Consider the following 25,661-nt stretch of genomic DNA (forward strand, 5'->3'; position numbering starts at 1 on the left):
ACCACTGTACAGAAACAGTGGTCCTTTTGCTGTTAAATCTTTTTCTCTCTTATTGACACTCGGTGGATATGAATCATGAAGTAGGCAAGCTCATCCTTCGTCATTTTCATGGAATATTCCTTTTCCAAGTAATCGGCAACCTTCATTGTACATTTATATGCTTCGGCATATTGTCTTTTGACTTGGTTATAAAGAGCGTCATTATGCTCATCATTTATTTCTCCGCGCAGCATACGGTAGGCAAAATAGCGCAAATGTGTAACGAACCGGCTGTAATTGACTGATTCCTCATTAAAGTCTATTCCATAATGATATTTAACGATATTCGTCACATCTTTAACGATATTTGTCATCGTTACGGTTTCTTCCAAGCCAGTATTATCTTGCCTTGCATTAAAGATATGCAGTGCGATGGAGGCAACCTCATCTTCCGGGAGCTCCATACCTGTTCTTTCCTTAATCAGTCCAAGAGCAATGCGGGCAACATGATATTCGGCTTTATAAAACTTCTTCACTTCCCACATTAATGCGTTTTTGATGGGGATGTCATTTTTAATTCTCGTAATGGCAAAGTGGATATGATCCGATAACGATAAATACAACGAATCGTTCAGCTCTGTATGCAATTCCCTCTCTGCAAGCTCAATAATGTCTTTTGAAAGTGACATAATCTCATAAGGAATTTCATTTAAAAGCTCAGAAAGCTTGGCCGCGAAGTTTTCCGAAGGCGAGACAAATACCTTTTGCACTTTCTCTTCATCTATTTCATCTCCGACCTTTTTCTGAAATGCAAGTCCCTTGCCCATCACTACCATTTCCGTAGAATTAAGGTCTCTAGTCAAAGCGACGTTATTATTAAATACTTTTAAAATTTTCATTCTAATCACTTTTCCTTCGAATTTTATCATAAAAAAACCCGAACCAAATAAACTCATAGATAAACTGCTTTGCTCCATAAGTTTAGTTGATTCAGGTTTTGCCTGCCTAACAGTAACAATCCTTACTAAACCTATTATAGATGATAACGTTTTCTATTGCAAGAATATTATGCATCAATATTACTAGAAAAAACCGCTTTTTCCCTTCTAAATTATTCCACTAATCATTTAGAAGAACGCAAAAAGAATTTCAAAAAGGTATTTCTTTTGGTGCGTCGAATAAGTTACTTAAAACAATCATTATCCTTAAAAAAAAGCAAAGTGAGGGTTTGTTTTGCTAATAAACGACCAACAAAATAAGCTTATGTTATTTCTAATAGAACACCAGTCTACATTTATCAATGAATGGATTAATATGTCCGTCTTTGAAAACGATGATCCTCATAAGGCGGAAATTGAGAAAAATGCTGTGACGATGTATGGACTTCTCATAAAGGCATTGTCAGATACTTATTCCGAAGCTGAGCTCCAAGAGTTTGCCTATAAGGTTGGCAAACAACGGCTTGAAGCCGGCATTAATATTGGCGATTTCATCTTTAACGTAAATACAGGCAGAAGCATTCTGATTAAATATTGCTTTCAAGCACAGCTGCCGCACCATGAATTAGAATCTTTCGTCAACAATCTAAACAGTCTATTTGATTCTTTCTGCTATCATGCAGTGAAAAGGTACACCCAGCTAAAAAATCGGGAACTGCATACGAAAACTAAATATATCAATGAAAACCATATGGATAAGCTTGCGATTCTTGGACAAATTTCCTCCAGCTTTGTTCATGAATTTAGAAACCCCCTTACAGCCATAATCGGGTTCAATAAAATCTTGCGCGATGAATACCCTGATTTAAAATACTTGGATATTATTCAACATGAACTGAACGAATTGAATTTCAGAATTACACAATTTCTTCATACCTCCAAAACGGAAATCGTTAAAAAAGGGAAGGAGAATGTTGCGATTGATCTGCTTTTTGATAATTTAAAGCAGCTTTGCTATGCGAGCACAGTTGATAACAAAATTAATCTGACAATCGATAAAGCGAAGCCGCTCTTCCTTTATACGTTTAAAGACGAATTAAAACAGGTGTTGCTCAACCTGATAATGAATTCAATTGATGCATTAAAGCAAAGGTCCTCCAGCAGAGAATTAAGGATAAGCACCACAAAGAATGCTAAAGAAGTAATCTTTGTTATTTCCAATAATGGCCCAATGATTGAAGAGGAAAACACAAAGACTATTTTCGAACCGTTCTACACAACAAAAGAGCTTGGGACAGGGATTGGCTTATTCGTCTGTAAACAAATTATTGAAAAAATCGGCGGCACTATTTATTGTAAGTCTGACGAGAATTGGACCTCTTTTTTCATTCATCACCCGATATCATCTTAAAGTAAGAAGCAAAAAAGTGTGCAGAGACTCTGCACACTCTTCTTTTATTATTTGTAGAATTTCACACGATCTTCTAATGGCTTGAATTCTTTTTCACCTGGTTGTGCAGTTGGTTTACCGAATGGCATTTGAGCGATAAGCTTCCATGTAGAAGGTATATTCCACTCTGCTGCAACAGCTTCGTCAATCAATGGGTTGTAGTGCTGCAAGGATGCACCAAATCCAACCTCTTCAAGCGCTGTCCAAATTACTAATTGATGCATTGCATTTGTTTGGTTTGCCCATACTGGGAAGTTTTCTGCATACAATTCAAATGCTTTTTGCAAGCCTTCAATAACTTCTTGGTCTTCGAAGAACAATACAGTTCCGTAGCCAGCCTTAAAGCTGTTCAGCTTTTCTTCTGTTGATGCAAAGTTCTCTGCAGGTACAATTTTCTTTAGCTCTGCTGCTGTAATATCCCAAACTTTATCATGATTATCGTTCAAAAGAACAACCACTCTTGTGCTTTGAGAATTGAAAGAAGAAGGAGTATGAAGTACTGCTTCATTCACAATTTGTTGGATTTTTTCATCAGATACAACCTGTTCTTTGCTGATTGCATAATAAGAACGGCGGTTTTTAATTGTTTCTAAAATACTCATTTTGATTACCCTCCAAAAGTTATTTCGTTATCCTACCTTTAACTATGTAAATGTAAATAACGGTTATCATTCATAAATACTCAGCGAGATATCTCAACATAACATATCTCTACTTCAAGATAAAATCATTATAACACTCTAGAAAATAATGTCAACTTTTTCTTCTTACAGACAGAAAAAACCTGAAAAAATTTTTCTTTCAGGTTTTTTACTCCCTTAAAAGTCTATTTCTGCCAACAGTTCATAAGATCTCACCTTATCTTCAAACTCGTAAACATTAGTCAAAACCATAAATTCCTCTGTGTTATAAAGCTCACTAAGACGAAGAAGCTCTGACCGAACAGTTTCTTTAGTACCGATAATCATTCTCCGGCGATTTTCCTTTATCGCTTTTTTATCGTCTGGTGACAGAACTTTGCGGTTAACCTGTTCCGGACTGAGAATTTCTGCATTCGCTTCCCCTTTACCAAGTGCCAGCAGCCATAAATCTAGACTCGCAGCCATTTGTTCTGCTTTTTCAGTAGTATCTGCACATATAACAAAAGTGCAAATATTGGCTTTCGGCTTGCTTGCATGAACAGACGGCTGAAAATATTTGTAATAATAATCCATTGCCCTTCTTCCATTCAATGGTGCAATGAAATGACCAAAGGTAAAAGCTAACCCCAGTTCTGCTGCTAGTCTTGCACCGCGATGGGACACTCCAAGCAGCCACATTTCAGGAAAGCTTTCATGAACAGGGTAAGCAGTAACAGTATGCTTATCCTGTTGATTGCCGACAATGAATTTCTGCAAATCCTGCACTTGCCTTGGGAATTCATTTAAGCTTTTCCGAATGCCATCCGTTAAGGCTAGCCGTGTCTCAGGAGATCCTCCTGGGGACCTGCCAATTCCTAAATCGATACGATTTGGATACAAAGCTTCGAGCACCTTAAAGTTCTCTGCTACTTTATAAGGACTGTATTGGGGCAGCAGTACACCGCCTGAGCCTACTTTAATGCGCTTTGTCTTTGCGGCTATATGGGAAATCAGCACTTCTGGTGAGGTGCCTGCAATGCCGTTCGCATTATGATGCTCTGCCACCCAAAAACGTTCAAATCCTAGTTCTTCCGTTATTTGTGCTAATGCTGCTGTATTCTTTAAGGCAGTATGAGCTGTCGACCCACTGCTGATCACGGATTGATCTAATACACTTAATCTCAATCTCCCTGCTCCTCCGATCAACTTTTATTTGCTTCTATTATTATAAACTGATTTGCAGGGATATACTTAAAACGTGCTCATGTAAAAAAAACCCTTAAGCAAGCCTGCTTAAAGGTTTAAACTTTTTCTTATTTCTTTTCGACCGCATGCCCGCCGAACTCATTGCGAAGTGCCGCTACAACTTTACCTGTAAATGTATCGTTCTCAAGTGAACGGTAGCGCATTAGAAGCGACATGGCAATAACAGGAGTTGCTGCTTGTAAATCAAGTGCTGTTTCAACTGTCCATTTTCCTTCTCCTGAAGAATGCATAATCCCTTTAATCTCATCTAATTTAGCATCTTTAGAGAATGCATTCTCTGTCAATTCCATCAGCCATGAGCGAATAACAGAACCGTTGTTCCAAACCTTTGCAACCTTTTCATAATCGTAGTCGAATTCACTTTTCTCCAGTACTTCAAATCCTTCTCCGATAGCTGCCATCATGCCGTATTCAATTCCATTATGGACCATTTTCAAGAAGTGTCCGCTGCCGGCTTTACCAGCAAAGAAATAGCCATTTTCAACAGCAGTATCACGGAATATCGGTTCAACTACATCCCATGCAGCTTGATCGCCGCCAATCATGTAGCATGCGCCGTTTCTTGCTCCTGCCATACCGCCGGATGTACCAACATCCATAAAGTGCACACCAAATTCCTTCAGCTCATTATATCTGCGGATTGATTCTTTGTAATGGGAATTTCCAGCCTCAATTACAATATCTCCTTTAGCTAATAATGGAGCCATCTCACCTATTACAGAATCGACCACATTATGAGGTACCATAATCCAAAGCACTCTCGGTGTTTCCAATGATTGAACAAGCTCTGTTAAGCTAGTCGTTCCATCCGCACCATATTCCTTCATTTCGGATACAGCGCTTGGATTTAAATCGAAGGCTGAAACTTGATGTTTATTATCCAATAAATTTTTCCCTAAATTTAGACCCATCTTCCCTAAACCAATTAAACCAACTTTCATTATTAAACCCCTCCTGATTAACTGTGAAAAAAATGTATTATTACGAAGCCTAACATATTGGCAATGTTTGAAACCTTATACGAACAATGTGAGACAGTTGATAATACCTATATCATGTTCCAATTCCAATGCCGCTATGTTATGTCATCGAAACTAATTTACTTAAGCTTTCCGGCTTGCTGTCCAACCACCATTTATATCCATTTTCGGCAAGCAGTTTATCAGATGCTTCTGGTCCATTTGAGCCAGCTGGATAGAAATGAAGCGGAACCTCATTTTGTTCAAATGCATCTAAAATCGGCTGTACCCATTCCCAAGATAATTCCACTTCATTCCAATGAGCAAAGAAAGTAGAATCTCCCTTAATTGCATCAAAAATCAACCGTTCATATGCCTCTGGAACGTCTTTTGGAACATCTGAGAGATCAATTTCAACCTGATCCATTTTTCCATTTTCGAATGGGCTCTTGCTGTTAAGTGTTAATTTAATATTTTCATTCGGGCTGATTTCAATAATCAACAGATTAGGTGCAACTTGATCCTTTTTCTCTTCATAGAGATTTTTAAGGGTATCCTTGAATTCAATGACAATACGGGTTGATTTTTCCTGCATTTTCTTCCCTGTTCTAATATAGAATGGGACCCCTTCCCACATCTCATTGTCAATCCAAATCCGCGCTGCTATAAATGTATCTGTATGAGAATTTTCTTTAATATTCGGCTCATCTCGATAGCTCACAGAAGCTTGGCCATTCACTTCGCCACTGCTGTATTGTCCCCTGACAATATTTTCGGCAATATCCTCTCCCTTGACTGGACGAAGAGCTTCCATTACTTTTCGCTTCTCTGCACGAATTTGCTCTGGACCTACCTTTTCTGGAGTATGCATAGCAGTCATCATCAGCATTTGCAGCATATGGTTTTGCACCATATCACGAAGAGCACCGACATGATCGTAATAGCCAGCCCTTTCTTCTACTCCTACCATCTCACTTGCTGTTATTTGGACATTTGCAATATGCTGTTTATTCCATAATGCCTGCAAAACAGGATTCGCAAATTCCAATGCTTCAAGATTTTGAACCATAGGCTTCCCTAAATAATGGTCAATGCGATAGATTTCTTCCTCTTGGAATGCTTTACTCAATCTCTCATTCAACTCTCTAGCTGACGCAAGGTCATGACCGAATGGCTTTTCAATAATCAATTTCTTCCATCCAGCCGTATTACCCAAACCGCTTTCCTTCAGGTTTAAGGCGATGAGATCAAAGAACTCTGGCCCAACAGACAGATAGAACATGCGATTTTGTGGTATGTTCAATTCAGCTTCCCGCTTTTCCACCTTTTCCAACAGTGTTTGATAATCCTCTATTTTCGTTGCATCCAGGATGCTGTAACGGAAGCTTTCAATAAATGCCTCCAATTGTTCTTCGTCCGCAGCTTTTCTTCTCGAAAAAGTTTCGATTGAGTTTCGCACATGCTCTTGGAAAGTAGCATCCGTGAATTCTTTTCTTCCTAATCCGAAAACGGAGATGGCCTGCGGCAGCTTATTGTCTAAATATAAATTGAAAAGTGCAGGATATATTTTTCTCTTCGCAAGATCACCTGTCGCACCAAACAACACAAATGTCATTGATTCCATCACTTAAACCTCCATATCTAAAACCATTGATTGGTTATATGAGTTACTTTTTATTACCTTAGTTATTTATCATAACAATAATAAGCCTGTTAGTTTTTCATGTCAATTACAACAACTTCGCTACGCGAAGTATTTTCCCCAAACGGACACTTCCTCATTCTTGGTAAGATATTGCTTACTTATCAAGTAATATTAACAAATAATTCCCATTAGAAATTAAAGGAAGTTTTTTTACGGCAAAATGAAGCTGCTTTCTAACATAGTTTCCGTTTAAGTCACTTTTTTAATAATGGTTATTAATAGTAACAATTTATGTACAATATAAAAGAACGGCTTTTAGGAGCCGCTCTAATCATTATTTGTCTTTACTCTTAACTTTAAATTTATTTACCTCTGCAGTTAATTCTTCTGCGAGCATTTGCAAGTCTTTTGAAGAGGCAGCAATCAGCTCTGTGGATGCTAGCTGTTCTTGACCTGAAGCAGATATTTCTTCTGTATTAGCAGCAAATTCCTCGGCTGTGTCCGTCATCTGCTGGATTTGCTCTGAAATACCTCTCGATTTGCTATTTATTGAATTTATATGAGCAGCTGTCTGCTTGAAGTTATGAACAATCCCGTCATAGGTGATTTTAATGTTAGTGAATGCTTCTTCCGTTATCTTTAATGCATCTTTTTGCTCATCAATTAAAGTATGTGCTTTATTAATATGTGAAACAGCTTCGTTTGTTTTTTCTGTTGTATCATGAATGATACCTGTAATTTCCTTCGCTGCTCTTGAGGATTCCTCGGCTAGATTTCTGATTTCCTCGGCTACCACACCAAACCCTCTGCCAGCTTCTCCTGCTCTTGCTGCTTCAATGGCTGCATTCAGTGCAAGCAAGTTCGTCTGTTCCGCAATATTCTTAATGACTGCTACGAAATTGCCAACTTGTCCAATCATTGTGCTTAATTCATGGATAGAGGATGTTGCTTCTGCTGACACAGAGATATTTTCATCCATCTTATTGCCTTGCAGTTCAACAGTGTTTTGACCTTCGACAATTGAATCAATGGATGCTGCTGCCTTATCGGCACCTGCAGAAGCCTCCGTCGTTATAGTTTCCATCAGACCGACCACCTCAAGCAATGTCGAGTTCACTTCACTTATTGTTTGAGCTTGACTATTGTTTCCAACTGCAATTTCTTCAATAGTTGCCACTACTTGATTAATATTTCTCGCATTTTCCTCTGTGTTTTTCGTAAGACTGCTCGAATGAGCTGCAACTGTTGACGAAACATACTTCAATTGAGTTGCCATTGACTTTAGCGAATTTCTGGTTTCAAGCAGGGCTCTTGCCATTTCTCCGGTTTCATCCTTTGATGCAAGTGTACGGCCAAAAATACTTTCATCCTCACTCAATTCAAGCTCTGATGTTTTTTGGGCTATTTCTGTCAGTTGGACAATTGGCTTCGAAATCAATTTCCCTAAGAAGTAAGACAAGATAACACCAAGCACGATAGAAACGGCAAGTCCTATGAGTACTTGCGTTGGCGGCAAATGGCCAAGCAGCCCGCTTTGCGCTTGCTCAGCACCTGTTCCCTCTGTATTGCTTCCTTGGCTGCTGCTCATAAAGAGTGAGGCACAAACATTGATCGCTGCCACAAACATCGAATTAATTAATGATAATATAATAATTTTTGTAGATATCTTTTTCACAGTAATTTCCCCTAATCTTTTTATTGTCGGTTTGTTATAGGACTTACTATAGAAGAGAAATCTTAAAATTCCCTTAAGCTAGTTATAAACTCCTGAATAAAAAGACCTACAACTAACTTTTTTTCTTATAATCCTGTTTTTTTGTTATAGTTAATGAAATAAACTTTTTAATAGCTTAATACAGGAGGGTAACAAATCGTGATAAGACCTATTCAAGAAAAGGATTTGCCCCAGATTCTAAACATCTATAATGATGCAATCCTTAATACAACTGCAGTGTATACATATAAACCAGATACTTTAGAAAACAGACGCATATGGTACGAACAAAAGATGAAAGACGGCTATCCGGTGATTGTGTATGAACTTGACGATAAGGCAGTTGGTTTCGCAACCTTTGGACCATTCCGAGCTTGGCCTGCTTATAAGTACTCTATCGAACATTCGGTATATGTTGACAATAATTATCGAAGAAAGGGTATTGGCGCAGCACTATTGAAGGAGATTATCTCAATTGCTACTGAAAAGGAATATGCCACATTGATTGCGGGTATAGATGCAGCGAACGAGAAAAGCATAGCATTGCATGAGCATTTCGGTTTTGTCCACTCAGGCACGATTGAGAAAGCTGGTTTTAAATTCGATAGATGGCTGGATCTTGCTTTCTATCAATTACACCTGCCAGGACCAAATAATCCAGTCGGCGAATAAGACATAATAACAGGCTTTTAGGATAAAAATTCTTAAATGGAGGTTAAGTCCATGTTAATAGGTCATATTGAAGAAATTGTCCGTCATCCTGTCAAATCCTTTCGTGGCGAAAGTGTACAAGCAACAAATGTGATGGAATACGGCTTGTATGGGGACAGGAGTCACACTTTTAGAGATGACACAAGAAACGACAAATATTTAACCATCACGCAATTTCCAGAGATGGTCCGTTATGCAGCCAAATTTGCAGGCGTGGAATCGACTCAAGAGTACCCAAAAGTGGAAATAACAACACCTGAAGGAAAAGTGTTGGAATGGGGAGACCCAGCTCTTCTCTCTGAGCTGGAGGAGAAATCCAAACGAAAGGTTTCTTTTTTATCCTATACACCTGAGAATGTCCCACTAGGAGCCATTGAAGAGGAGCATATTCAGCTTGTGACAGACGCCTCCCTTGATAAACTCCATGAGCTATGGGGAGAATCAGTTGATCAGCGCCGCTTCCGTCCTAATCTTGTACTTTCTTTGAAGGACAAGATTCCGTTCATTGAAGAAAGCTGGTTCGGCAAACAGATAAAAATCGGCTCAGAGGTCGTACTGAGATTGAACAGGCATTGTGAAAGATGCATGATTATTACAGTGGACCCTGACAGTTCAGAAAAAGCTCCTTCTCTTCTTAAAACCGTTTATAAGGAAAGAAAAAATAATTTTGGCATCTATGCTTCTGTAATTAAAACAGGGAAAATTCATGTTGGAGATGAAATATATTTGGTTGATTGAAGGCTAACAAACTGCATCTATCTAAAAGATGCGGTTTTTTTGTGTCTTTCCTTCCAATCCTGTTCATATCTTTAATTGATTATGTCTAAGGGAGGGAAATGAATGAAAGCCATTGTTTCAAACAAATATGGTACACCAGATAGTCTCCAATTATTAGAAGTAGAACGAGCTGTTCCTAAGGAAGGGGAAGTGCTTGTAAAGATTCAAGCTGCCTCTCTCAATTACGGCAATCTTGTTTTACTGAGTGGCACTCCCTTTCTTGCCCGCTTCGCCTTCGGTTTGTTTAAACCAAAATATACAATTCCTGGGGGAGATATTGCAGGGATTGTGGAAGCTGTTGGCATGGGAGTTACACAATTTAAGAAGGGAGATGAAGTATTCGGCGATCTTTCTCAAAGTGGTTGGGGCGGCTTTGCAGAATATGTCTCAGTTCCAGTCAAAGCATTGGTACATAAGCCAGCAAATATCTCCTTTGCGGAGGCTGCTGCTGTTCCGATGGCAGGAACGACCGCATTACAGGCGTTGCGACATAAGGGAGTAATTCAGCCAGGGCAAAAGGTGTTAATTAATGGGGCATCTGGCGGTGTAGGCACCTTTGCTGTGCAAATCGCCAAAGCATTTGGTGCAGAAGTTACAGGTGTATGCAGCACTGGAAATGTGGAGATACTCCAAGCAATTGGTGCGGATCATGTTATTGATTATAACAAGGAAGATTTTACTCAAAGCTCCGACAAATATGATCTTATCCTTGCAGTAAATGGATATCAGCCAATTCTTTCTTATATGCGGGCATTGAAGGACCATGGAAGATATATTATGGTCGGCGGCCAAGGGAAACAGATGAGTGAAGCCATGTTGCTTGGTCCTTGTCTTTCCGTCACAAGCAGTAAAAAGCTGGGCAATATGCTACAGCGGGCAAACCAGGAAGATTTGCATTTACTCAAGGAGCTTCTTGAAGAGGAAAAGCTGCAACCGATTATTGATAAACAATTTAAGCTGAGCGAAGTACCTGAAGCATTTCGGTATTTTGCAGAAGGTCACGCCAAGGGAAAAGTTGTTATTACAATGTCAGAAGACTAGAGAACGCCGCAAAGCGTTCTCTTTTAAAAAAAGATGGAAATAGCACTGTAAACAAGCAGCAATGCCATCACGATATTGAACTGGCTCTTATATTTGGACGAGAACCTTTGAAACATGCTGCCAAACAAACTCCAGCTGAATGTGCTTAAAAACCCAACAAATGCAAGTATCACAGCAAACAGCAGCAAACTAAGCTGAGATTGATAGTATGGAAGAATAAATGTTGCGATGACCGTTATCCCGTACAGTATCCCTTTTGGGTTAATGAACTGCAGCAGCATTCCTGCCAGGAAGCTGTTATTCTTGTCTTCTTCCTTTTCACCTCCATTATCCTTGCTGGAAACAATTTTATAGGCTAGATACAACATATAGACTGCACCAAGTATCGTCATTACAAACTCAATCTTAGGCATAAAGCTTTTCAGCATTAAATTAAAATAGCTGCAGATAAGCATAATCACAAAGAAACCGGCACTTACACCTGCACAGAAGCCAATGGTTTTCTTCAGCCCAAATTTGTTGGCAAAAGCCATTGCCATTATATTATTAGGGCCAGGAGTAAAACTAGTTACAGTCACGTACAGCAAAAACGATAACAACGGCATACTTTTTCTCCCCCTTTATATGTATGTTATAATGTACATATTAGACAATATAACGATTTACGTTTTATTGTACAATACGGTCGCTATATTGTACATATGACAGGAGTGTTTTTTATGGAAGAAATTCAGCTTATTTTGGCAAAAAACTTAAAAGCGATTCGGGAAAAGAAAAAGCTTAGTCTTGAAAAAACCGCAGACTTGACCGGAGTAAGCAAAACGATGATTGGCCAGATTGAAAGAGGGGAATCTAGTCCAACACTTAATACTATTTGGAAAATCGCCAATGGCTTAAAAATCTCCTTCACCTCTCTTATTCAGCACCAGCAGCCTGAAGCAAAGGTTGTGAAAAGAGACGAAGTGCAAGTCCTATCAGAGGATGATGGCAAGTACAACATCTATCCTTACTTTCCATTTGAAGAAGATAAACGCTTTGAGATTTACTCAGTTGAAATCAAAAAGGGCGGCTATTTAAGTGCCGAGGCACATCAGGAAGGTACGGTAGAGTATATTACCGTTTTTGATGGAGAGCTGACAGTTCGAGTAAATGACAATGATTACTTAATATCTGCCGGTGAATCCATCCAGTTTAATGCAGACAAACCTCATACGTATCATAACTCAGGAGATAAGCTGACAAAGCTCAGCATGACTATATACTATCCTGGATAACCTAGCCGCCTCCTTATTGGGATGCGGTTTTTTAACATAAAATCCATGCTTGTCCTCCTACAGCTACCCATGTCATTCTTTATTACTTGAATAAAATGATAAGTGAATAATGAAAAAGGAGGATTTCTTATGAGCAAAGTATGGTATCCAGGTGAAGGGGATAATGACCAAAGCAATAAATCCAAATCTCGTTCTGGTGACAGTGACAGCCGCTCTGATGCGAATGTGGATTTCGAAAGTGACAATCGCTTAAAATCAGACACAAATGTAGACAACGACAATGATTTAAAAAACATCGACAAAAATACGAATGTCGCTAAAGTCAGCCGTTCTGGCAATGCAAAAATTGATCTTTGCATCGATGTTGAATCTGATTCAAAAGCTCGCGTTCGTTCTCGTTCAAAAGCGAATGCTGATTCTGATCAGGATCAGGACAACGATCAAGACAACAGCCAAGATCAAGACGAAGATTAATAATTGTGAGACGAGAATGGTCAATCCCATTCTCGTTCTTTCGCAGTAAAGGAGGGGTAATCATGTATCCAAACCGCAAGCCAAGAGGCAGAGATAACATGAACTATGAGTTTCGCAACAACGGTCATACAGAGCTTGATGCGAATGCGGCGCAAATTGGGGAAAGCGGAAACTCAGATGTAGATGTTTATGTAAATGTTGAGGTTAATACAAACCCGATTGCCTACGCAATGCTATGTTCCTTATTGGCTACTAGACAAATAACAAGACCAGAATTTGATGAAGCAATAAAGCATTTAGACAGACTGATGAAAGAAACAAACAACAGCAATAACAGTACAGGAAGACTGCAAGGTCCTCCGCCGAGAAACCGCTAATGAATATCTCATAAAAAAAGAATTAACCTGTCACGAAATAACGTTAATTCTTTTTTTATTTGCTTTAGAAGTTAAATTTAGTAGCCGCGTCGATTTCCTTTTTTGACGTTCTCCCAATCTACCTCAATATTTTCTCTGACCTTTTTCAGGAGTTCATAAAGAACCTCTGTTTGTTCATGAGACAATCCAGCAAGTGCAGTTTTGTCTGAATGATCTGCCTCCCTTTTTAGAAAAGGATATACCTCCATTCCTTTTTCTGTAGGAAACAGCAGCTTGTTTTTTTTATTTGTCTCATCCTGTCTTTTTTCTATAAAGCCGTTCATTTCAAGCTTTTTAATAGCTCTGGCTGCAGTCGTGCGGTCAACTTTTATCATTTCTGCCAGCTTTTCTTGAATGATTCCCGGATTCTCGTATATTCGGACAAGGTATAAATATTGGCCCTTCGTCAAATCGTATTCCTTAAATTCAATATTGCTGATAGAATCAAGTGCTCTGGCAATCATGCCAACTTCACGAAGAATTTCCTTCATAAAAATAATAAACCTCCAATAATTGTTGTATTTACAACAATATATTTTTCCTATACACTGTTTAAAGATGATAAATAAATTATGACTTGTTTCTCATAATAAATCCAGAAAGGAATGAATAGCGATGGAAGCAAAAAAAATTACAACAACAGACGAACTAGAGCAGGCATTACATATAAGAAGGACAGTATTTGTGGAGGAACAGGGTGTTCCGTTAGACGACGAATACGATGAATTCGATAAACTTGATGGTAAATGTGAGCATATTCTTGTTTATTATCATAATGAGCCAGTCGGCACTGGACGGGTTAGATCGGTTGAAGGCTACGGCAAACTAGAAAGAATCTGTATCTTACAGGAATACCGTAAATTTGGTCTTGGGAAAGTTATTATTGCCAAGCTTGAAGAAATCGCCGCAGACCGAGGAGATTTAAAGGTAAAGCTGCATGGCCAAACACACGCAGAGGGCTTTTATAATAAGCTAGGCTACGAAACTTCTTCCGATGTATTTATGGAAGATGGCATCGCTCACGTGCTGATGGTGAAAAATATCGCAGAAAAGAGCCAGTCATCATGAACTGGCTCTTTCTTTGCTAGTTAGTTTATATTTTACAGCCTGTATGTCTGTTTTCCCGTTATACGCAAAAAAACGGATATCCTGACTGTTTTGATCTGGGAATATTCTTGCAGTGAACACTTCTGCTCCGTCGTTCACAAATACCTCAACAGAAGAAACATCCACAAATATTCGGAAGGAAATTTTGTCTGTTTCTACTAAACATTTACGGACCGCTCCATATTGTATGCCTGCTGCTTGCCCAGACTCGCTTCTGTCAAAAATCACTTTTTTCTCCTGCATGTCATATTTCAGGACTGTTTTCTCCTTGTCACTAGCTCGAAGCTCTATACCGAACTGCTCTGCCGTAAAATTGGAAAACTCTGCAGATAATTCATAGACATCACCAGCAAATCCTTCTATCCCCTTCGTCTCGTTATCTATTGTTATATGAGCTTCTGTTTCTTCCCCTCTAAGCAGCTCCAATTCCTTAACTGGATTTTGCCATAGTCGCCCGTTCTTTACAGTCAGTTCGCGCGGCAATGTTAAACAATGGGCCCAGCCGTTACTGTCTGTCGGATACTCTATTTCAGGCAGACCCATCCACCCTACTAATATTCTTCTGCCGTCAGGTGCTTCCATTGTCTGTGGTGCATAAAAGTCAAACCCTCTGTCTAATTCATGAAACCCACTGTGCACAAGCGTCCGCTCTTGAACATTCAGCCTGCTGCCGAGCACATAGCCTGATTGATAAATATTATGATAGCTGTCTCTGTCTCTCTCCAAGCCCTGTGGACAAAACAGCAGCACACCATGATTATCTAATTCGAAATAATCCGGACACTCCCACATATATCCGAATTCATTAAGGCCTATATCTACTTCGCCTTCTAAGTCCCATTCCAGCAAATTCTGCGAACGATACAGCATAATTGTACCTGTCTCGTTTTTACGCTGTGCTCCAATCACAGCAAAAAAACAATCATTATCTTTCCAAACCTTAGGATCACGGTAATGATCCGTATACCCGTTAGGAACTGCAGGAATCACTGGTTTTTCAAGCTTTTTTATTTGTCCCTCCTTATTCATGACAGCTAGTATCTGATAAGGATGTCTTACCCAGTTCTCGTCACGGTTGTTTCCAGTATACATAAGGAATAATTCGCCGTTATGCTCGATTCCGCTGCCTGAGTAAACACCGTGACTGTCAAACTCATTTGTCGGCTCAAGCGCAACGCCGACATTTTCCCAGTGAACGAGGTCCTTTGATTTAGTATGATACCAGTTCTTTAATCCATGAACAGGGCCAAGGGGAAACCATTGATAGAACAAATGATATTCACCATTATAATATGAGAAACCGTTTGGATCATTGAGAAGCCCTGTCACAGGCTGAATATGAAAGGTTTGTCTCCAGTTACACTGCTTGACGAGATTTTCAAGTTTCCTCCGTTCTGTCTTTGAGGCATCCTCCCATCTTCTGTACCGTTGTTCTCTACTCCAATTCATTGATGCTTCACTCCCTAAAAAGAAAGGAGACAAGAGTCCCCTCCTATGCTTATCGATTTTTTATGCAACGATGCCTTCTTTTTTTACACTCGCTTCCTTTTTAGCCGCTCTTTTCGCCAATACGATGGTTACCGTAAATCCGACTACAAATGCGACTGCCATTCCAATAATATAAGGCACAATTTTATCTGGACGAATGGAGATGATGCCAGGCAATCCAGCAGCACCTAATGCGACTGCCTTCACTTTAAACAAAGTAACAAAACCAGAACCAACTGCAGACCCTACGATAGCACCAATAAACGGATACCTTAATTTCAGGTTTACCCCAAACATCGCCGGCTCTGTAATACCAAGCAATGCAGAGATGCCCGCAGCAGAAGCTGTTCCCTTAACTTTTGCATCCTTTGTTAGCTTCAAGACAGCCAATGTTGCTGCACCTTGAGCGATGTTAGACATGGTAGCAATCGCAAACAAGAAGGAGCCGCCTGTTTTTGCGATATCTGCTAACAGTTGAGTTTCAACAGCAATAAAGCTGTGATGCATGCCAGTGATAACGATCGGTGCATACAAGAGGCCGAAAATTAACCCGCCGATTACTCCTGTTGTGTCATACATCCAGACAATGCCATCAGTAAGAAGATTTCCAGCCGTTCTTGTTAACGGGCCGACTAACGTAAATGTCAAAAAACCAGTAATAAAAATAGATAAAAGCGGTGTCAATAAGTTATCCAAAGCCGAGGGCACAATCCTTCTGAGATATGTTTCAATCTTAGCCAAAATAAACGATGCTGCAAGTACAGGCAGCACTGTTCCTTGGTAAGCTACCTTCTCAATCTCCAAACCGAATATATTCCAGACAGGCACTTCATTTTTCAGCATGGCATCTGCATAATTATAGCCATTCAGCAAATCCGGATGAACCATCAGCATACCAAGTGCTGCTCCGAGATAAGGATTTCCGCCAAACCGCTGGGTAGCAGAAAAGCCAATCAGAATTGGCAGAAATACAAAGGCAGCGTTTGCAAAAGTATTAATAAGTGCAGCTAAATCTGCCATGTTTGGATATGCATCAACCAATGATTTGCTCTCTATAAATAAATCTTGAGCAGTCAGGACATTATTTAGTCCCATTAGTAAACCGCCGGCAACAATAGCTGGAATAATCGGCACAAAGATATCAGACAGCATTTTCACAAATCGCTGAATCGGATTAAGCTTCTTTGCTCCAGCCTCTTTTACTTCCTTCGTCGACATTTCTGAAAGACCTGTCATCCCTGCAAAATGCTTATACACTTCGTTAACAGTGCCTGATCCTAAAATAATTTGATATTGACCGCCTGTAGAGAATGTTCCCTTCACCACATCCATCTTATCAAGCACATCTTGATTAACTGCTGATTCATCATGCAGTACTAAACGAAGCCGTGTTGCACAGTGAGCTGCTGCAGACACATTCTCTTTTCCGCCGATTGCCGCGAGAATTTCTTCTGCGATTTTTTTATGGTTCATTTTACGTTCCTCCCTATTATATCCGGCAATATAGAACCGGTTCCAAAATTACACAAAAAGTAAAGCCGTTTAAGGAACCGGTTCCAAATAAAAGCTAAAAAAATATGATTCTAACGAAACCGATTATAAATTTATTATTGGAATCGGTTTCATTAGAATTATAATTCATCATGCTAGATTGTGTCAACGCTTTCTCTTTTAATTATTTCAAAATTCATTGTTGTCAGTATTTCTACTGGCCGCTCATGTACTAGCTCCACCATATTAACTGCGGCCTTTTTCCCTGCTTCTTTATAATGAAATTTTGCTGTTGTAATGCCAGGATGAATGGCTTCCGTGACATCATAACCGCCAAAGCCAGTAACAGACAAAGTATCTGGTACAGCTATCCCCAGTTTGTATGCTGCCTTCAGACAGCCAAGGGCAATATTGTCTGTAGCACAAACGACAATACTCTGGTTGGAATTTCTTAAGATTTCCATGGCGGCAGCTTGGGCAGCAGGAATATTAAATTCTGTCTCATAATAATGGACATCAATATCTTCCTTCCCCTCCAATGCTTTTGTAAAGCCTTGTTTTCGTTTTATTCCAACAGCAATATCAAGCTCTGTCACTCCTAAGTAAGCAATGTTGCGATGCCCCTTGTCCAGCACATATTGCCCTATTGCCATGCCAGCATGATAATCATCATGAATAACACTATGAATCTCTTCATGCTCTTGACCAATCAGTAAAACTGGAATATTCACATCAGCTATTGCTTGAAGATGCCTGTCCGTAATCACGGTCGCAAGCAAGATAATACCCGCCATCTTCTGGTTTGCCAGGCTGTATATACTCTCAATTTCCCTGTCTAAATCTTGGCTCGTATTGGATATTAACATCTGATAGTTCAGTTCTTTCAAGCGCTCATCGATTCCAATCAACGTCTGTGATGACGCAAAAGAATCCAGCCTTGGAACAATCGTGCCAATGATATTTGTCTTTTTTGCTTTTAAACTTTGAGCAAAAGGGTTTGGCGTGTAGCCAGTCTCTCGAATTGCCTTTTCAATCTTCTTCCTTGTTGCCTCTCCGACAGAGCCTCCATTCAGGTAGCGGGATACCGTGCTTTTGGCGACTCCGGCGATTTTAGCAATATCCGCAATGGTCCGAATCATTAGTTTACCAACCTCATAATTGTATTTATGGTTATATTATATACTACTTATTCAAGCTTTTTGGGCAGCTGTTTCAAATTTAAGCCTAGACCCCTACATTACTGCCTGTTAATTGATTCACGAAATCTTTTTATATCACTGACTGGAGGAGCTCCAAACATTCTGCTGTATTCTCTGCTGAATTGGGATGGACTTTCATAGCCGACTTGAAAAGCCGCTTCACCTGCTTCCATCGGTTCAGATAACAAAAGCTTCCGTGCTTCCTGCAGCCGAATCATCTTTTGATACTTTAATGGGCTCATTGCTGTCACTTGTTTAAAATAATGATGGAAAGAGGAAACACTCATTTTAGCTATTTTTGCAAGCATATCTATCCGCAGCGGCTGGTTATATTCCTCATTGATTATGCGGATTACCTCTTTGATTGCCTGCGCTTGACTTCCCATTACTGCAAACTCTCTCATTTGATCTCCATCTTCATTATTCCAAATTCTATAAAGAATTTCTTTTTTATAAAGAGGTGCCAGTGCTGAAATGTCTTGGGGCGTATCAAGCAAGCCTATCAGCCTGATAACTGCATCGAGTATATTGGATGTTGTCTTATTCACCATGATGGCTCTTTGTGCGGGAAATGAGTGATCTTGCTTCATCTTAATAACATCGAGAATCTCTTCTGTTGTGAAGCGGAGTTTGACTCCTAGATAGGGGCTGTCACTCGTCGCCTTCATGATTTTCCCTGTTATCGGCAGATGGACAGAGGCAATAAGGTAGTGATTGGGGTCATAATGAAAGATGTCATCCTCCAGCATCACGATTTTTGAGCCTTGGGCAATAAAGCAGACAGACGGCTCGAACAAGGAATGAAGAGGCTCTGATAAAGTCGATGAGCGGATAAAGCTCAATGTATCAATTTCCGCATCAAATGTCCCATCCCTATTTGTATGTTTTTCAATTAAAGTCACTAACTGCTGCTGCCTGTCTTTCATGCCATTCACCGCCTTTTTTATATATTTTAACGTTTATTTGGAGAAATAGGCAAAAATAATAGACGATTCAGCTATCTCGTTATTCGTAACTTTATTTATAATTTAGAGGAAAATAGAGCTTGGAGGAATAAATGATGACAAACTTACAGGATAAAGTCGCAATAATTACAGGCGCATCAAGAGGAATAGGCGCTCAAAGTGCAATAAAATTAGCAGAACTGGGAGCTAAGGTTGTTGTTAATTATGCTAACAGCCCACAAGCAGCAGAGGCAGTGACCTCATCTATCATGGAAAAGGGCGGCCAGGCGATAGCTGTTAAAGCAGATGTGAGCAGCCTTAAGGAAATAGAGTATTTATTTGAAACGACCATTAGCCATTTCGGCAAGGTCGATATCCTTGTGAATAATGCAGGTATCATGCATACCATTCCAATCAGTGAAGTGACAGAGGAACAATTTGACCAACATTTTGCGATTAATGTTAAAGGCACCTATTTCGCCTGCCAACAAGCCTTTAAGCATATGGCACCGAACGGACGAATCGTTAATTTCTCTACTTCTGTTGCAGGAGTAATGTTCCCAGGCTACAGCATTTATGCAGCTACTAAAGGGGCTGTTGAACAAATCAGCAGACAGCTGGCCAGAGAATTTGGACCAAAGAATATAACGATAAATACAATCGCCCCAGGTCCGACAAGAACAGAATTATTCTTGGAAGGAAAAACTTCTGAACAATTGCAGGCATTAAAAGGAAACAACGCCTTCGGAAGATTCGGAGAAACAAATGATATCGCCGATGCATTAGCCTTTTTAGTAAGTGACGAATCCCGCTGGATTACAGGACAAACAATCCGTGTTAATGGCGGTATGATCTAGAATATTGAAAAGAAAAGATAGAGGTAGTGCTCTATCTTTTCTTTATACAGACTTCCTCTTCTAATTGAAAACAATTCTCATTTATGATACGTTTGTTGTAAATAATTTAAAGAGAAGGTGTCTAACTTGTATTACGTTGAAACATACACAGCAACGAAAAAGGAATCTAAGGAACTTATCAGTAAACTGCATACATACTTCCATCAATATAATAGTCAGTTCTTATTCAATAGAATTTACCGGCGGAAACTGACTTTCTCCACTGAAGAAAAGAGTCAGCTATGGAATGTCCTTGTGATGATGAAAGCAGCAGATGGGAAGCAATATGAACATTTCCAAAATATTTTCAAGGACTATCAAACACAGTTAATCAGACAAGAAAACATGCTGCCAACACCAGGCTCCTTCCTCCCTTCTAACGAAAAGAACGGCTTCATACATATCGTTGAATACGTTCATGTTCAACCCGATTATCTAGCAGAATTTAAAGAAATAATGATTCACAATAATGGCCCTGCTATGGAGCATATTATCCAATCAAAAAAGTGGTGCAAGGAATTTATCGCCCTTGAAACGGCAGAAGTATTATTCCATAAGGCTGATTATCCCGCATGGAATCAAATCCATCTAATCGCAATGCTTCCATCTGGAGTTTTTCACTTCAAAAAAGACTTTAATGAAGGGTTAATAAAAGTAAACGCTCCGAACTTTGCCGAAAACTTTGAAAGACTTGGACAAATTCGGAAGTTTACTTCAAAGGTAAGTGCCGCCCGCGAGTTATAATTAATTACGTCAGCTGCCCTCCATATTTAAAATTCTCCTGTACGCTCATTAAATGCTATAATTTAATATATTGCTATTTTCATTTTGACAAGATAACAGGAGTTTTTGTATGAATGTAAACAATGTATTGCCTCATTTACATAAAGAACTGCTTCACGGAATGTATTTTGACTATGATGATACCAGCACGAAATTTCTAGACATTATTACGATTACAACCAGTCTATTCTTATTTGCGCCAGAGATAAAAAAAGGCCAAAAAGATCTTTCCATTACCATTCCCGTTTTTCATTATTCTGTTTGGGAGAAGGAAAAAGCTGCGGCAGAAGCGTTTTTTTCCTGGATGACAGACACGCATGTGTCACTTCAATTTACAAATAACATTCCGCTAGATACGGAAGAAGGATTCTTATTGTCATTGCCAGCCTATCAAAACATTGCATTGTTCTATGATGATATCGAATCAATTGCCGGCATAAATCACCAGTTAGTATGTGATTATATACGCATTCCCAACAAAAATAATGAAAAAACAAAACAGCAGAAACTAGCTGCTTTTTTAAGAAAGACAGCATCCGATTCGAGCGAAATAATAAATATAGATATTAAATTACTCAACAAAAGAAAATCCAAAACTACTCCTGCGGCCATTTCCTTAGTATTGGCGATAGCTGCTGCCAAAGCCTATTTTAACGGCGGAACAAAAGTATATTATTATCAAAGCCAAAAGATAGATGCAGATTCTCTAAACCTAGCTAAGACTGCTCATCCGAAAACATATCAACTGCTGAATGCACTTTATCAATGCATTTCTGCAGATATGCAGATTGAGACACCCCTCTTGCATAAAACAAGGGTAGTTATCCTCAAAGAAATGCCTAAAGAGCATAAATTACAAATTAAAAATACAAATGAATGTTTGAGAATGAAAAGAAAAACAGCATTAGCGGCTGCAAATACTCCTTGTGGCATTTGCACAGCTTGCTTCCAACGAAAGATTGCCTTAGCTGCAGCAAACAGTGAAGTATATGATGGTTTTTACCAATATGACTATGGCCAAAAGATAGCCGAAATAACGGACGAACACGATCAACAAATTTATCGAGACACTCTGGAATTAATGGAAACTCTCAGTCAGGAACGAAAAACCACAGAAGAAGACGAGTATTTAGCTGATGATCTTAGGTCAGCTTTTGCGTGTTTTGTTGATAGGTATAATCCGTACTGAAACCACGAAATCTAATAAACTCAAAGACCTCCTTTTTCGGAAGGTTTTATTCTAGGCTCCCTTTGCCCTTAAAAAATGTAAATCTAGCAAAAAAGAGCCGCCAAACGGCAGCTCTTTTGTTTAAAAAATGGTCGGAACCATTCCGCCATCCATACGGATTGGTGATCCTCTAAATGCAGATGCATAGGGACTGCATAGGAATGTGGCTAATCGTCCTATTTCAATCGGTCTGATAAATCGCTGTATTTCTGATTGAGGCAAATTAGTGACCATAAATTGTGTTTCTTTTTCTGTAAAGGTCATGTTTTCATCACTGTAAATACCCTCAATTATAGCTTGCACATTTTCAGAAAGTGTTGGTCCAGGCATAATGGTATTGACTGTAACTTCTGTACCTTTTGTTAGAAAAGACAAGCTTTTTGCTAATGATAGCAGCATTGATTTTGTCATACAATACTGAGGCATTTGTCCAGAAGGCATTACGGCTTCTTCACTAGCAATAAAAATGATTCGGCCATCATTTTTATTCAGCATTTTTGGAAGATAATGTTTACAAAGCCCATTTGCAGCTAATACATTCGTTTCAAAGTATTTTTGCCAGACTCCATCTGTAACATCTTCGTATTGCATGATTTCGTATATCCCCATATTGTTAACTAAAATATCGACATTAGGATATTTCCTAAATAGTTCCTCTCTTTGTTGCACATCGACAATATCAGCTGCAGCATTTTGAGGGGAAGTTAACGGGAATTCTGATTTAATTTCCTGTACAGTTCGTTCTACCTCGTCATAGTTGCGGCCATTGATGAGAACATTAACTCCTTCTTTAGCCAATTCTTTTGCTATTGCTTTCCCGATTCCTTTTGTTGAGCCTGTAACTAAAGCGGTTTTATTTACTAATTCCATTTCCAAGATACATTTCTCCTTTAAGTAGGTTATCCTTGTCGTTCGTCTATAAGTGCATGTTCAGTACGCCAATTTAAAGGAGTGTCACCTTCCCAACAACGGAAGGCACGATAGAACGAGCTATGGTCTTTATATCCAACGAGAAAAGCGACTTCTTTAATATCTAGGTCAGGATCAGCCAAGTACTGTCGTGCCTGTTCATGACGGACTTCCTTTAAGAGATCCTTAAAGCTGGTTTTTTCATCAGTAAGCCGTCGCTGTAAGGTACGTTCGCTCATGCCCAACTCACTTGCAACATCTTGTATGTCAAGTCGTTCTCCTGTTAAATTGCGTTTTAAAATCCACTTAACTATCTCCGTTATTGAGTGACTGTGGCGCTGCTCCTCCAATGTTTGCTCCAATACTGGTGTTAGTATCTGCAGTAATTCAGCATTATAGGAAGTAAAAGGACGATCAAGATCTTCTCTTTGCAATATCAGTCTATTATGTTTTGCTCCGATATGGATCGGGCAACCAAAATAATCTTCCAGTGCTTGGACTTGACCAAAAGAATGTGTAAATTCTACTAAGCTCGCTTTTATAGGATATCCGGTGCCTCTTCGTCCTAGTTCCAGTAAAAACGCAAGTGTTGTTCCGACAAGCAGGGCTGGTCCTGCTTGCTCGGTTTCCAACCATTTCAGTTCAATTACACAATTTGTATCTTGTTCCACAATGCGTAATTTTTCAGGAGGGCACATTTCTTTGTAACGCGCCATTCTGTTAAGCGCATCCCGATAATCACGGGCATGGTAAGCAGCCAGTACAGATGGGGGATACTGTGTTGTTTCAAATACCGTCGGAAGCTGCAACATGCCAGCTTCACTATCACCGATCATATCGGAATATGCTTGCCATAATGCATAATATTGTTCAACAGTGACAACTGATTCACTGATTACAGTCAGCGGCATTTTTGCTTTTCGAACTAAATCCTGCGCATTAAATCCTAGTTTTTTTAATCCAGTCCAAAGTCCATCCGGTATTCTAATACGAGTATTTGCAGTCATATTTATTTACACCTCTCTATCTATCAGCACATTACAGCTAATTCTGTTAACGGGATAGTTATTTCATTTTACTTTTATATTGTCTTACTGTAATTAGCAGGGAACGACAATCAATTAGCCAAAGACGCCAAGAGAAAAAATCTATGTTCATTATATCAATTTCGTTAAAGCTACTTTAACTAAAATTAAGCTCAAACTCAAAAAATGAAGTGTAATTTTAAACTAAATATTACATTAAACTCTAAATCAAGGATGATAAGCGGGAAAATCGTGAACATAAATTTTTGCTTGACCTCAAGAAAACTCTAAGTCATATGATTAAAAAGTACAAAAAAATCTATTATTGGAGTGAAGAACATGAAAGTAAGAAGACTTGGAAATAGTGAGTTGGAAGTATCATCCATTGGCCTAGGGTTGATGGGGATGTCACCAGGAATATATGGTCAGACAAATGATGAGGAATCAATTAGAACGATTCATAGTGCAATGGAATTGGGTGTGACATTATTAGATACGGCAGATGTTTATGGAAATGGTCATAATGAAAGTTTGCTCGGCAAGGCTTTGCAAGGTAAACGAGATAAAGCAATTGTTGCTACTAAGTTTGCTTATACAACAAATTATGAAAAAATCGTCGGTCACCCTGATTATATCCAAAAAGCTGTTGAAGACAGTCTGCGCCGATTAAATATTGACTATATTGACCTTTATTATCAACATCGTGTCGATCCAAATGTTCCGATTGAAGAGACAATCGGCGCAATGTCCGATTTAGTTACGGCAGGAAAAGTTCGAGCAATTGGATTATCCGAAGCATCAGTTGATACCATAAAACGGGCACACAACATACATCCTATTTCTGCATTACAAACAGAATACTCCTTGTGGAGCAGAGATATTGAGGAGGAAATCTTACCTGTTGTAAGAGATCTAGGAATTACACATGTAGCTTACAGTCCATTAAGCAGAGGATTTATAACCGGAGAAATAAGTAATTTCAAAGATTTTGGCGATGATGATTTGCGCAGATTTATGCCGCGGTTCCAAGGAGAGAACTTCCAAAAAAATCTTGATATAGTCAGTGAAATTCAGAATATGGCTAAAGAAAAGAATGTTACACCTTCTCAATTAGCTATCGCTTGGACAATTGCAAATGGTGCCCTGCCAATCCCTGGGACAAAGCGTCAAAAATACTTAGAGGAAAATGTCGGCGCTTTAGAAGTCGAATTAACTCCTCAAGATTTAGTACGTCTTGACAGTATAAATCCCAAAAATACGGTCTATGGAAATCGCTATGATGATAATAATATGAAGGATCTTAGTCTGTAAGTTTTTATGGGCACTA

Annotated in this window: 26 protein-coding genes; 12 read left to right on the forward strand and 14 right to left on the reverse strand. The window is 39.2% G+C overall.

Annotation, left to right across the window (positions count from 1 at the left end):
* Positions 1–32: 32 nt before the first annotated feature.
* Positions 33–878 (reverse strand): BglG family transcription antiterminator LicT, encoded by an 846-nt coding sequence (gene licT / locus L8T27_RS16230; protein ID WP_233316574.1) that lies wholly within the window; start codon positions 876–878, stop codon positions 33–35.
* Between the two features lie 334 nt (positions 879–1,212).
* Here licT and L8T27_RS16235 point away from each other — a divergent pair, with 334 nt between their 5' ends.
* On the forward strand, positions 1,213–2,328 hold the full coding sequence (locus L8T27_RS16235; protein WP_233316575.1) for a histidine kinase N-terminal domain-containing protein: 1,116 nt from the start codon (positions 1,213–1,215) through the stop codon (positions 2,326–2,328).
* A gap of 47 nt (positions 2,329–2,375) precedes the next feature.
* Here L8T27_RS16235 and L8T27_RS16240 read toward each other — a convergent pair whose 3' ends face one another.
* From L8T27_RS16240 to L8T27_RS16260, 5 genes are all read right to left on the reverse strand, one after another.
* Complete coding sequence (locus tag L8T27_RS16240; protein ID WP_233316576.1) at positions 2,376–2,969, reverse strand: nitroreductase family protein; 594 nt, start codon at positions 2,967–2,969, stop codon at positions 2,376–2,378.
* 216 nt (positions 2,970–3,185) lie between these two features.
* Positions 3,186–4,172 carry an LLM class flavin-dependent oxidoreductase gene (locus L8T27_RS16245; RefSeq protein ID WP_237941877.1) on the reverse strand — a complete coding sequence of 329 codons (987 nt, stop codon included), beginning with the start codon at positions 4,170–4,172 and terminating at the stop codon, positions 3,186–3,188.
* A gap of 128 nt (positions 4,173–4,300) precedes the next feature.
* A complete protein-coding gene (gnd, locus tag L8T27_RS16250) occupies positions 4,301–5,194 on the reverse strand; it encodes a phosphogluconate dehydrogenase (NAD(+)-dependent, decarboxylating) (RefSeq protein ID WP_233316578.1) in 894 nt (297 codons plus the stop codon).
* Between the two features lie 139 nt (positions 5,195–5,333).
* A complete protein-coding gene (gene zwf / locus L8T27_RS16255; protein WP_233316579.1) occupies positions 5,334–6,836 on the reverse strand; it encodes a glucose-6-phosphate dehydrogenase in 1,503 nt (500 codons plus the stop codon).
* 355 nt (positions 6,837–7,191) lie between these two features.
* A complete protein-coding gene (locus L8T27_RS16260; RefSeq protein WP_237941878.1) occupies positions 7,192–8,532 on the reverse strand; it encodes a methyl-accepting chemotaxis protein in 1,341 nt (446 codons plus the stop codon).
* A gap of 198 nt (positions 8,533–8,730) precedes the next feature.
* On the opposite strand from L8T27_RS16260, the gene L8T27_RS16265 reads away from it, so the two are divergent.
* From L8T27_RS16265 to L8T27_RS16275, 3 genes are all read left to right on the forward strand, one after another.
* Positions 8,731–9,243: a GNAT family N-acetyltransferase gene (locus tag L8T27_RS16265; RefSeq protein ID WP_237941879.1), complete on the forward strand. Its 513-nt coding sequence runs from the start codon at positions 8,731–8,733 to the stop codon at positions 9,241–9,243.
* A 51-nt stretch (positions 9,244–9,294) separates the two neighbouring features.
* Positions 9,295–10,020, forward strand: a complete 726-nt coding sequence (locus L8T27_RS16270) for an MOSC domain-containing protein (protein ID WP_237941880.1) — start codon at positions 9,295–9,297, stop codon at positions 10,018–10,020.
* Between the two features lie 102 nt (positions 10,021–10,122).
* Complete coding sequence (locus L8T27_RS16275) at positions 10,123–11,100, forward strand: NAD(P)-dependent alcohol dehydrogenase (RefSeq protein ID WP_237941881.1); 978 nt, start codon at positions 10,123–10,125, stop codon at positions 11,098–11,100.
* A 23-nt stretch (positions 11,101–11,123) separates the two neighbouring features.
* On the opposite strand, the gene L8T27_RS16280 is transcribed toward L8T27_RS16275, so the two are convergent.
* Positions 11,124–11,705, reverse strand: a complete 582-nt coding sequence (locus L8T27_RS16280) for a LysE family transporter (protein WP_237941882.1) — start codon at positions 11,703–11,705, stop codon at positions 11,124–11,126.
* Positions 11,706–11,819: 114 nt separating this feature from the next.
* Here L8T27_RS16280 and L8T27_RS16285 point away from each other — a divergent pair, with 114 nt between their 5' ends.
* The 3 genes from L8T27_RS16285 (at position 11,820) to L8T27_RS16295 (ending at position 13,225) form a co-directional block, all read left to right on the forward strand.
* The gene (locus tag L8T27_RS16285) at positions 11,820–12,374 is read left to right on the forward strand and encodes a helix-turn-helix domain-containing protein (protein ID WP_237941883.1); all 555 of its coding nucleotides are present in this window, start codon (positions 11,820–11,822) and stop codon (positions 12,372–12,374) included.
* A 129-nt stretch (positions 12,375–12,503) separates the two neighbouring features.
* Positions 12,504–12,848, forward strand: a complete 345-nt coding sequence (locus tag L8T27_RS16290; RefSeq protein WP_233316586.1) for a hypothetical protein — start codon at positions 12,504–12,506, stop codon at positions 12,846–12,848.
* A 62-nt stretch (positions 12,849–12,910) separates the two neighbouring features.
* Positions 12,911–13,225, forward strand: a complete 315-nt coding sequence (locus L8T27_RS16295; RefSeq protein WP_233316587.1) for a hypothetical protein — start codon at positions 12,911–12,913, stop codon at positions 13,223–13,225.
* 77 nt (positions 13,226–13,302) lie between these two features.
* Here L8T27_RS16295 and L8T27_RS16300 read toward each other — a convergent pair whose 3' ends face one another.
* Positions 13,303–13,755 carry a MarR family winged helix-turn-helix transcriptional regulator gene (locus L8T27_RS16300; protein ID WP_233316588.1) on the reverse strand — a complete coding sequence of 151 codons (453 nt, stop codon included), beginning with the start codon at positions 13,753–13,755 and terminating at the stop codon, positions 13,303–13,305.
* Positions 13,756–13,879: 124 nt separating this feature from the next.
* Here L8T27_RS16300 and L8T27_RS16305 point away from each other — a divergent pair, with 124 nt between their 5' ends.
* A complete protein-coding gene (locus L8T27_RS16305) occupies positions 13,880–14,332 on the forward strand; it encodes a GNAT family N-acetyltransferase (protein WP_233316589.1) in 453 nt (150 codons plus the stop codon).
* Here L8T27_RS16305 and L8T27_RS16310 read toward each other — a convergent pair.
* The 4 genes from L8T27_RS16310 to L8T27_RS16325 all read right to left on the reverse strand — a co-directional run bounded on the left by L8T27_RS16310 (position 14,327) and on the right by L8T27_RS16325 (position 19,475).
* Positions 14,327–15,820, reverse strand: a complete 1,494-nt coding sequence (locus L8T27_RS16310) for a glycoside hydrolase family 32 protein (RefSeq protein ID WP_237941884.1) — start codon at positions 15,818–15,820, stop codon at positions 14,327–14,329. The two genes, L8T27_RS16305 and L8T27_RS16310, sit on opposite strands and share 6 nt — an antisense overlap.
* 60 nt (positions 15,821–15,880) lie before the next feature.
* On the reverse strand, positions 15,881–17,332 hold the full coding sequence (locus L8T27_RS16315; protein ID WP_233316591.1) for a sucrose-specific PTS transporter subunit IIBC: 1,452 nt from the start codon (positions 17,330–17,332) through the stop codon (positions 15,881–15,883).
* Positions 17,333–17,505: 173 nt separating this feature from the next.
* Positions 17,506–18,489: a LacI family DNA-binding transcriptional regulator gene (locus L8T27_RS16320; protein ID WP_237941885.1), complete on the reverse strand. Its 984-nt coding sequence runs from the start codon at positions 18,487–18,489 to the stop codon at positions 17,506–17,508.
* 98 nt (positions 18,490–18,587) lie between these two features.
* Positions 18,588–19,475: an AraC family transcriptional regulator gene (locus tag L8T27_RS16325; protein WP_233316593.1), complete on the reverse strand. Its 888-nt coding sequence runs from the start codon at positions 19,473–19,475 to the stop codon at positions 18,588–18,590.
* A 134-nt stretch (positions 19,476–19,609) separates the two neighbouring features.
* Here L8T27_RS16325 and L8T27_RS16330 point away from each other — a divergent pair, with 134 nt between their 5' ends.
* The 3 genes from L8T27_RS16330 (at position 19,610) to L8T27_RS16340 (ending at position 22,361) form a co-directional block, all read left to right on the forward strand.
* A complete protein-coding gene (locus tag L8T27_RS16330; protein WP_237942338.1) occupies positions 19,610–20,350 on the forward strand; it encodes an SDR family oxidoreductase in 741 nt (246 codons plus the stop codon).
* Positions 20,351–20,476: 126 nt separating this feature from the next.
* Positions 20,477–21,133, forward strand: coding sequence for a hypothetical protein (locus tag L8T27_RS16335; RefSeq protein ID WP_237941886.1), 657 nt, complete (start codon positions 20,477–20,479; stop codon positions 21,131–21,133).
* A 109-nt stretch (positions 21,134–21,242) separates the two neighbouring features.
* Positions 21,243–22,361, forward strand: coding sequence for a 7-cyano-7-deazaguanine synthase (locus L8T27_RS16340; protein ID WP_237941887.1), 1,119 nt, complete (start codon positions 21,243–21,245; stop codon positions 22,359–22,361).
* Positions 22,362–22,481: 120 nt separating this feature from the next.
* On the opposite strand, the gene L8T27_RS16345 is transcribed toward L8T27_RS16340, so the two are convergent.
* Together L8T27_RS16345 and L8T27_RS16350 are read right to left on the reverse strand one after the other, a co-directional pair.
* Positions 22,482–23,276 carry an SDR family NAD(P)-dependent oxidoreductase gene (locus L8T27_RS16345; protein WP_237941888.1) on the reverse strand — a complete coding sequence of 265 codons (795 nt, stop codon included), beginning with the start codon at positions 23,274–23,276 and terminating at the stop codon, positions 22,482–22,484.
* Between the two features lie 23 nt (positions 23,277–23,299).
* The gene (locus tag L8T27_RS16350) at positions 23,300–24,316 is read right to left on the reverse strand and encodes an AraC family transcriptional regulator (RefSeq protein WP_237941889.1); all 1,017 of its coding nucleotides are present in this window, start codon (positions 24,314–24,316) and stop codon (positions 23,300–23,302) included.
* A 357-nt stretch (positions 24,317–24,673) separates the two neighbouring features.
* On the opposite strand from L8T27_RS16350, the gene L8T27_RS16355 reads away from it, so the two are divergent.
* Entirely contained in the window at positions 24,674–25,645 is a 972-nt protein-coding gene (locus L8T27_RS16355) for an aldo/keto reductase (protein ID WP_237941890.1), read from the forward strand.
* The last annotated feature ends 16 nt before the right edge of the window (positions 25,646–25,661 follow it).

The sequence above is a fragment of the Niallia sp. Man26 genome (assembly GCF_022049065.2).
Classification (GTDB): domain Bacteria; phylum Bacillota; class Bacilli; order Bacillales; family Cytobacillaceae; genus Niallia.

Excerpts from the sequence above, each read along its gene's own strand:
- licT (WP_233316574.1), bottom strand. The coding sequence starts at position 878 with ATGAAAATTTTAAAAGTATTTAATAATAACGTCGCTTTGACTAGAGAC.
- L8T27_RS16240 (WP_233316576.1), bottom strand. The coding sequence starts at position 2,969 with ATGAGTATTTTAGAAACAATTAAAAACCGCCGTTCTTATTATGCAATC.
- gnd (WP_233316578.1), bottom strand. The coding sequence starts at position 5,194 with ATGAAAGTTGGTTTAATTGGTTTAGGGAAGATGGGTCTAAATTTAGGG.
- zwf (WP_233316579.1), bottom strand. The coding sequence starts at position 6,836 with ATGGAATCAATGACATTTGTGTTGTTTGGTGCGACAGGTGATCTTGCG.
- L8T27_RS16270 (WP_237941880.1), top strand. The coding sequence starts at position 9,295 with ATGTTAATAGGTCATATTGAAGAAATTGTCCGTCATCCTGTCAAATCC.
- L8T27_RS16275 (WP_237941881.1), top strand. The coding sequence starts at position 10,123 with ATGAAAGCCATTGTTTCAAACAAATATGGTACACCAGATAGTCTCCAA.
- L8T27_RS16280 (WP_237941882.1), bottom strand. The coding sequence starts at position 11,705 with ATGCCGTTGTTATCGTTTTTGCTGTACGTGACTGTAACTAGTTTTACT.
- L8T27_RS16285 (WP_237941883.1), top strand. The coding sequence starts at position 11,820 with ATGGAAGAAATTCAGCTTATTTTGGCAAAAAACTTAAAAGCGATTCGG.
- L8T27_RS16290 (WP_233316586.1), top strand. The coding sequence starts at position 12,504 with ATGAGCAAAGTATGGTATCCAGGTGAAGGGGATAATGACCAAAGCAAT.
- L8T27_RS16295 (WP_233316587.1), top strand. The coding sequence starts at position 12,911 with ATGTATCCAAACCGCAAGCCAAGAGGCAGAGATAACATGAACTATGAG.
- L8T27_RS16300 (WP_233316588.1), bottom strand. The coding sequence starts at position 13,755 with ATGAAGGAAATTCTTCGTGAAGTTGGCATGATTGCCAGAGCACTTGAT.
- L8T27_RS16305 (WP_233316589.1), top strand. The coding sequence starts at position 13,880 with ATGGAAGCAAAAAAAATTACAACAACAGACGAACTAGAGCAGGCATTA.
- L8T27_RS16310 (WP_237941884.1), bottom strand. The coding sequence starts at position 15,820 with ATGAATTGGAGTAGAGAACAACGGTACAGAAGATGGGAGGATGCCTCA.
- L8T27_RS16315 (WP_233316591.1), bottom strand. The coding sequence starts at position 17,332 with ATGAACCATAAAAAAATCGCAGAAGAAATTCTCGCGGCAATCGGCGGA.
- L8T27_RS16320 (WP_237941885.1), bottom strand. The coding sequence starts at position 18,489 with ATGATTCGGACCATTGCGGATATTGCTAAAATCGCCGGAGTCGCCAAA.
- L8T27_RS16325 (WP_233316593.1), bottom strand. The coding sequence starts at position 19,475 with ATGAAAGACAGGCAGCAGCAGTTAGTGACTTTAATTGAAAAACATACA.
- L8T27_RS16330 (WP_237942338.1), top strand. The coding sequence starts at position 19,610 with ATGACAAACTTACAGGATAAAGTCGCAATAATTACAGGCGCATCAAGA.
- L8T27_RS16340 (WP_237941887.1), top strand. The coding sequence starts at position 21,243 with ATGAATGTAAACAATGTATTGCCTCATTTACATAAAGAACTGCTTCAC.
- L8T27_RS16350 (WP_237941889.1), bottom strand. The coding sequence starts at position 24,316 with ATGACTGCAAATACTCGTATTAGAATACCGGATGGACTTTGGACTGGA.
- L8T27_RS16355 (WP_237941890.1), top strand. The coding sequence starts at position 24,674 with ATGAAAGTAAGAAGACTTGGAAATAGTGAGTTGGAAGTATCATCCATT.